Raw genomic sequence first — 7,117 nt, forward strand, 5'->3', positions numbered from 1 at the left:
GATTTCGCCGCCCTGGGCCGCCGTTTTGCGCGTGCCGTCGGCATGTGGATGGGGGCGCACATGGACAAGCACCATACTGCCAGAGATAGCCACGAGGCGTATATCTGGTTCCGCACGGCTGCCGAGCAGGGCAATGCCTACGCCCAGTTCAACCTGGGATTGATGTACAAGAAGGGCGAAGGCGTGGCGCAGGACGATGCACGCGCCTTTGTCTGGCTGCGCCTGGCGGCGCTGCAGGGGCTGGCTTTCGCGCAGAACCACCTGGGCGCCCTGTACTACCGTGGCCGCGGCGTGGCGCAGAGCGACGAGGACGCCGTGCTGTGGTTTCGCCGCGCGGCCGCCCAGGGCGATGCCTCGGCCCAGCAAAACCTGGGGCAGATGTACCGCAAGGGGCGCGGCGTGCTGCAGAGCGACGAGCTGGCCTTGGCGTGGTTTTACCGCGCGTCCGAACAGGGCGTGGCCAGCGCGCAATCGTTGCTGGGCGAAGCGTATGCGCAAGGCCTGGGCGCGAAAAAAAACGATGCGCTGGCCCTGGCCTGGTTCCGCAAGGCGGCCTTGCAGGGCGATGCCCAGGCGCAGCTGAACTTGGGGCTCGTCTACAAGCGGGGGCAAGGCGTGGTGCAAAGCGACGCCCAGGCGCTGGCCTGGTTCCGCCAGGCCGCCGCCCAGGGCCTGGCCGTGGCGCAGCGGCAACTCGGCGTGGCGTATGCGGAAGGCCTGGGCGTGGCGCCCGACCAGCTGCGCGCCTACGCCTGGCTGCAGCGGGCGGCCGAACAGGATGACGCCGACGCCCAGTTCAACCTGGGCCTGATGCTGGCGCGCGGCCAGGGCGTGGGCAAGGACGAGGCGCGCGCCGTCGTCTGGTATCGGCGTGCCGCCCTGCAAGGCCATTGCATGGCGCAATACAATCTGGGCGGCATGTTTGCGGGCGGGCGCGGCGTTGTCCGCGATTTGCGCCAGGCACTGGACTGGTATGCCAGGGCGGCGGCACAGGGCGCGTCGAATGCGCAATTCAACCTGGGCGTGATGTATGCCAACGGCCAGGGCGCGGAGCGCGACGAGGCGTGCGCCGTGCGCTGGTACCGCACGGCTGCCGAGCAGGGCGATGCCAGCGCGCAGAACAACCTGGGCGTCATGTATGCGAACGGCCATGGCGTGCCGCAAGACGATGGCCTGGCCGTGCATTGGTATGCGCGCGCGGCGGGCCAGGGCCATGCGCTGGCCCAGTACAACCTGGGCGGCATGTACAACAGCGGGCGCGGCGTGGAGAAGGATAGCGTCTGCGGCTATATGTGGCTGGCGCTGGCGGCCGAGGGGGGCGATAGCGGGGCGGTCAGGGCCAGGGAAGCGGCCGCCACCAGGCTGGCGCCGGCACAGCTGCAGGAGGCGCAGCAGCGCGCGCGGCAATGGCACCAGGGGCGCTCGCCGCCGTTGCCGCCGGCCGAATGACGCGCCGGCACCGTGCGCGCAGCGATGCGCGCTGCATGCGATAATTGCCCAAGAGCATGCCGCGAAGGCGGCGCGGTTTTCGGCACAGTGAAAGGTGGAGCATGGTAAGGCAGGCAGGCGAGGATGCATCCGAGCAAAAAGTAATCGACGACATCGCCACGCATGGCTGGCATGGCGTGCATATCAGTGCGGATGAAGAGGGTCCCGGCTATGCGTTCACGATAGGTGCTTGCCACAGCTTTGGCCAGCCTGAATTGCTGATCATGGGCTTGCCCCGTGCCATGGCCCACCAGATACTCGACGTGGCGCTCGATGCCGTGCGCAGCGGCGCCATCACGGATTTCACGGCGACCACGGACGTCTTGCTGGAAGGCCATCAGTGCGCCTTCGTGCGCGTGCCCGTCGAGCAATACCGCAACTATGTCGGCTATGCGCGCTGGTATTACCAGGGCGATGATTTTACGCTGTACCAGATCGTCTGGCCGTCGCGCGATGGCCACTTCCCGTGGCAGCCGCAAGCGAGCGCGCAGTACGTGGACAGCCAGCCCTTGCTGGGGCCGGCGCCGCTGGCCGCATGATGGCAGGCACCTCCGTCCGCATTGTGACCGGCACGGCGACCTTGTGCGTGTTCGACCCGGCCCTCCTGCGCCACAAGCTCGACGATGACTGCGATTGGTGGAGCCTCCCCAGCGCGGAACTGGCGGCCGTGAATGCGGGGCAAGTGGCGTTTTTCAACATGGGCGGCGACGGCGCGTATGAAATCGCCTTGCACGCCGAACTTGCCGAGCCGTATGCGAGCGTGCACTTGGTTGTGGACTCGGGCCGCGTCTTCATCGGCGCCGGGGAAGACGTCACGGGTGGCGGCCTGGAGCCGGACACGGCATACGGCGGCCTGTTCGTGGACGTGCCGGCGGGCAGCTACCGCGTGCAGGCGCGCCGCGATGGCGCACGCGTCAGCCTGGCATTCGTGCCCGATGCGCGCAGCAGCAATGCATTTGCCGACCTCGTGCGTATCTGAGCGCCGTTGAACCTTGGCTAGGCGTCCATGCGGGCCACGGCTGTGCCTTGCCGCCGGTCCAGGAACAGGCTGTTGCCGTGGATTTTCTTCGCCTGTTTCTTCGCTTCCGCCGCCTGGGTGGCGATCTGATGGTGCGTGTAATACTGGTGCGCCTCGACCTTGATCGCGCCCAGCGACAGGCTGATCAAGGAATAAAATACTTTTTTGCCTTGCCGGTCTTCGCTGATGTAGCCGCCCCGTTCGCAGTCGCTGCTGCTGTAGTAGGCGGGGATGGCGGCGGCGAAGTCGTCCAGCATGGCCTGGCAGCGCGTTTCCCAGTCTTCGCTCTGGAACAAAATCATGAAATCGTCGCCGCCGATGTGGCCGATGAAGTCGCGGTTCGGGTCGCAATGGCTGCTGAGGATTTCTCCCGTCAGCTGGATGACGTCATCGCCCTTGCGGTAGCCGTACACGTCATTGAAGGGCTTGAAGTGGTCGAGGTCGCAATAGCAGACCCAGAAGCGGGCAGCGCTGTGCAGCAAGCGGTCGATATGCTCGTTGATGGGGACGTTGCCGGGCAGTTGCGTGAGCGGATTGGCGTAACGGGCGGCATTGATCTGCATCTGCGTGATTTCGCGCATCAGGTCGTGGCCCGTGCCCATGCCCACGTAGCGGCCGTGCTCGGTGATGATGAAGCCGTTGAACAGGTGATGGGCATCAGACTGCACCATGGTGTAGCTGAGTTCCTGCAAGCTCGTTTCGTGGTCGGCGATCAGGGGCGTGGCATCCATGAACAGGCTGCATGATTTCTTGCCGTACAGTTCGCGCTGGTAGGGACGGGCGAAGTGGTCGATCATCTCGAAGCGGCTGATCAGGCCCAGCGGCACGCCGTCGTCGACGACGGGGATGATCATCAGCTTCGGTTCCTTCAGGAAGATGTCATACACCTCGTTATTGTTGAGCTGCGGCGAGACGGCCGCCACCTTGTTCAGCAGCTTGCGGATGCTGGCGCCGTTCTTTTCCAGGCTGCTGCGCTGTGGATACACGGCCACGCCATTGCGCCCCAGCGCCTGCACCACTTCGGCCGGCAGGGCGCGCGCCGGTACCGCGTTGGGCCGGCCCAGGTGGTAGCCTTGCCCGAACGCCACGCCCAAGTCGCGCAAGACCAGCAATTCCGTCTGCGCCTCGATGCCTTCGGCGATCACCAGGGTACCCGATTTTTCCGCGATTTCCTGGATCGAGCGCACGAACTGCAGTTTCACGGGGTCGTTGTTGATGCCCTGGATGAAATGCATGTCGATCTTCACGTATTCGGGCCGCAGTTCCGACCACAGGCGCAGACTGGAAAAGCCTTCGCCCAGGTCGTCGATGGCGATCTGGAAACCCATGTTACGGTAGTGCAGCACCGCCTCGCGCATCAGCTCGTAGTCATAGGTGGGCTGGTTTTCCGTCAGCTCGATGATGACTCGGTCCGGGTTGATGCCGATGTGCTCGATGTATTCCAGGGTTTCGCCATGGCGCGCATTGCGCAGCAACAAACACTCGGGGCTGACGTTGAGAAATAGTTTTCCTGGCAGCTGCAGTTCGGCGAAGCGTTCGAGCACCACTTGGCGGCACAGGTGTTCCACTTCGAGGGTCAGGTCATGCGCGCGCGCCACCTTGAACAGATTCATCGGCGCGTGCAGCGGGCTGTCGGACGGTCCCCGTATCAAGCCTTCGTAGCCGATGATGTCGCCGCTGTGCATGTGGATGATGGGCTGGAACAGGGCGCTGAGCTTGCGGCCCGCCAGGATCTCGTGCAAGGCATCCGTCCCTTCGATGGTCATGCTGGCCAATGGGGGCTTCAGGTAAGCCACGTTCGATGGCGTCGCGGGCGCCGGCGCGGCGGTGGCGGAGGGGAGGGCGAGAGTGTACATAGGCGGATGTGGCGGCACGGCCTCTGGACGGGCCATGAACATGTTGCCGATAGTAAAGAAGATTTATGACAGCTTGATGAAACGACTTTGCTTTTGATAATGTTTCTTGTGTGAACGTCAGTTTGCCGATTCCGGCGAAAGCGATATTTATCATGGCCATTCATGTAATTTACCCAAACAAAAGACGGCAAATTCATCCGATAACTGTGCTTTAAAAGTGACAATCCGCGCTATGATTTCTCTTGGCGAAAGTCAACATAGGCAGCCGCAGAGTTTGCTTGAGCGGTATGCGTTCCCCGACATCCAACAATGAGACGACAACCCATGCAATTACGTAGTGCAACCCTCATATTCAGCTTGATGGCCGCTTTCGGTGGCAATGCCCTGGCGCAAAGCGCCGCGATGCCATCGTGCCCGGCCGGCGACGGCGCTGCCGTGACGTATCCTGTCAGCAAAAAAGTCGACCAGCAAGACAGCTATTTCGGCACCACCATCGCCGACCCTTACCGCTGGCTGGAAGACGCCAACAGCGCGGAAACGGGCGCATGGGTGGCGGCGCAAAACAAGCTGACGCAATCGTACCTGGGCACCATTCCCGAGCGCGCGGCGATCAAGCAGCGGCTGACCAAGCTGTGGAATTATGAGCGTTTCACTACGCCAACCAAGCAGGGCGGCCGTTACTTCTACAGCCGCAACGACGGCTTGCAGAACCAGGCCGTGCTGTACACGGTGAAAAAACTGTCCGACGAGCCCCGTTTGCTGCTGGATCCGAACACCCTGTCGACGGACGGCACGGTGGCGCTGGCCGGCACCTCGATCAGCCCGAACGGCAAGTACCTGGCCTACGCCACGTCCGCTTCCGGTTCCGACTGGAACGAGTGGAAAGTGCGCGACATCGAATCGGGCAAGGATTTGACGGACCACATCCAGTGGGCCAAGTTCTCGGGCGCCTCGTGGACCAAGGACAACACCGGTTTCTTCTACAGCCGCTATGACGCGCCGAATGAGGCGACCAAGCTGGCCGATATCAATTACTTCCAAAAATTGTACTTCCACAAGATCGGCACGCCGCAAAGCGACGATGTGCTCGTCTTCGACCGTCCCGACCAGAAGGAATGGGCGTTTGGCGGCAGCACCGTCAGCGACGACGGCAATTATTTGATCATCACGGCCACGCAAGGCACGGAGCGCAAGAACCGCGTCTTTTACAAGGACTTGCGCCTGAAGAACGCCAAGGTCGTCGGCTTGCTGGAAGAATTCGACGCATCGTACTCGTTCATCGACAACGACGGCCCCGTCTTCTTCTTCAAGACGGACAACAAGGCGCCAAAATCGCGCGTGATCGCCATCGATACGCGCAAACCGGCGCCGGCCGACTGGAAGGAAATCGTGCCGCAAGCGGCCGAAACCCTCGTTGCCGTCAACCTGATCAACAACCAGCTGGTACTCGATTACTTGAAAGATGCGCAAACGCAAATCAAGATCGTCGACCTGAACGGCAAGCTGGTGCGCGAAGTGGCCTTGCCGGGCATCGGTTCGGCCGGCGGTTTTGCGGGCAAGCGTGGCGACACGGAAACGTTCTACTCGTTCACCAGCTTCACGACGCCGGCGACCATCTACCGCTACGACATGAAGTCGGGCAAGAGCACGGTGTACCGCCAGCCGAAAGTCGATTTCGACCCGAACGCCTTTGAAACGCGCCAGCAATTCTTCACCAGCCGCGACGGTACCAAGGTGCCGATGTTCATCGTCTCGAAAAAAGGCATGAAGCTCGACGGCACGAACCCGACCTACCTGTACGGTTATGGCGGCTTCAATGTGTCGCTGACGCCGAGCTTCTCCGTGGCAAATCTTGCCTGGGTGGAAATGGGCGGCGTCTACGTGATGGCCAACCTGCGCGGCGGCGGCGAGTACGGCGAAGCCTGGCATCAGGCTGGCACCAAGCTGAACAAGCAAAATGTGTTCGACGATTTTATCGGCGCGGCGCAATGGCTGGTGGACAACAAGGTCACCTCGCCATCGAAGCTGGCGATCGGCGGCGGCAGCAATGGCGGCCTGCTGGTCGGCGCGGCCATGACGCAGCGTCCGGACTTGTTCGCCGCGGCGATTCCGCAAGTGGGCGTGCTCGACATGTTGCGTTTCCACAAGTTCACCGTGGGCTGGGGCTGGGTACCTGACTACGGTTCGTCGGACGATGCCGAGCAGTTCAAGGCGCTCGTGAAATACTCGCCGCTGCATAACCTGAAGGCGGGCGGCTGCTATCCGGCCACCATGATCACCACGGCCGACCACGACGACCGCGTCGTGCCTGCCCACAGCTTCAAGTTCGCCGCCGCCGCCCAGGCAGCGCAAGGTGGCGCGGCGCCCGTGCTGATCCGCATCGACAGCAAGGCCGGCCATGGCGCCGGCAAGCCGACCACCAAGCAGATCGAAGAAGTGGCCGACCGCTGGGGCTTCCTCAGCCGTTCGTTGAAGATGACGCCGGTGGTGGCGGAGCCGGCCAAGGTGGCGGCGCAGTAGTCAGCCAGGTGGGTGGTCGGATGAGCGCGCAGCGCGTAATCCGACGCCACCAGCGCCAACAATGTGTCGGATTACGCGGCCTGCCGCCGCTAATCCGACCTTGTATTATTCCCCTCATGCCGTTCGTGGTATTGCGAACGGTATCGACCGCTGTCAAAATCTTGATAGGCATATCAAGACCGGGTAACTGGATGCCGTATCCGCCCTTAGGCCCCGAGCCAGCTCCGTAGATCTC

5 protein-coding genes are annotated in these 7,117 nt (G+C 62.8%); 4 read left to right on the forward strand and 1 reads right to left on the reverse strand.

Annotated features, from left to right (window positions below):
* The first annotated feature begins 60 nt into the window (after positions 1-60).
* The 3 genes from CBW66_RS29755 to CBW66_RS27275 all read left to right on the forward strand — a co-directional run bounded on the left by CBW66_RS29755 (position 61) and on the right by CBW66_RS27275 (position 2,467).
* On the forward strand, positions 61-1,449 hold the full coding sequence (locus CBW66_RS29755; RefSeq protein WP_086138072.1) for a tetratricopeptide repeat protein: 1,389 nt from the start codon (positions 61-63) through the stop codon (positions 1,447-1,449).
* 101 nt (positions 1,450-1,550) lie between these two features.
* Positions 1,551-2,027, forward strand: coding sequence for a DUF4262 domain-containing protein (locus CBW66_RS27270; RefSeq protein ID WP_086138071.1), 477 nt, complete (start codon positions 1,551-1,553; stop codon positions 2,025-2,027).
* On the forward strand, positions 2,024-2,467 hold the full coding sequence (locus CBW66_RS27275) for a DUF6386 family protein (protein WP_086138070.1): 444 nt from the start codon (positions 2,024-2,026) through the stop codon (positions 2,465-2,467). Before CBW66_RS27270 ends, CBW66_RS27275 begins: the two co-directional genes overlap by 4 nt.
* A 17-nt stretch (positions 2,468-2,484) precedes the next feature.
* On the opposite strand, the gene CBW66_RS27280 is transcribed toward CBW66_RS27275, so the two are convergent.
* A complete protein-coding gene (locus tag CBW66_RS27280; RefSeq protein ID WP_086138105.1) occupies positions 2,485-4,272 on the reverse strand; it encodes a GGDEF domain-containing protein in 1,788 nt (595 codons plus the stop codon).
* Positions 4,273-4,686: 414 nt separating this feature from the next.
* Between CBW66_RS27280 and CBW66_RS27285 the strand changes: the two genes are divergently transcribed.
* Positions 4,687-6,882: a prolyl oligopeptidase family protein gene (locus CBW66_RS27285; protein WP_086138069.1), complete on the forward strand. Its 2,196-nt coding sequence runs from the start codon at positions 4,687-4,689 to the stop codon at positions 6,880-6,882.
* The last annotated feature ends 235 nt before the right edge of the window (positions 6,883-7,117 follow it).

This window comes from Janthinobacterium sp. GW456P (genome assembly GCF_002127655.1).
Taxonomy (GTDB): domain Bacteria; phylum Pseudomonadota; class Gammaproteobacteria; order Burkholderiales; family Burkholderiaceae_D; genus Janthinobacterium.

Excerpts from the sequence above, each read along its gene's own strand:
- CBW66_RS27280 (WP_086138105.1), bottom strand. The coding sequence starts at position 4,272 with ATGACCATCGAAGGGACGGATGCCTTGCACGAGATCCTGGCGGGCCGC.
- CBW66_RS27285 (WP_086138069.1), top strand. The coding sequence starts at position 4,687 with ATGCAATTACGTAGTGCAACCCTCATATTCAGCTTGATGGCCGCTTTC.
- CBW66_RS29755 (WP_086138072.1), top strand. The coding sequence starts at position 61 with ATGGACAAGCACCATACTGCCAGAGATAGCCACGAGGCGTATATCTGG.
- CBW66_RS27270 (WP_086138071.1), top strand. The coding sequence starts at position 1,551 with ATGGTAAGGCAGGCAGGCGAGGATGCATCCGAGCAAAAAGTAATCGAC.
- CBW66_RS27275 (WP_086138070.1), top strand. The coding sequence starts at position 2,024 with ATGATGGCAGGCACCTCCGTCCGCATTGTGACCGGCACGGCGACCTTG.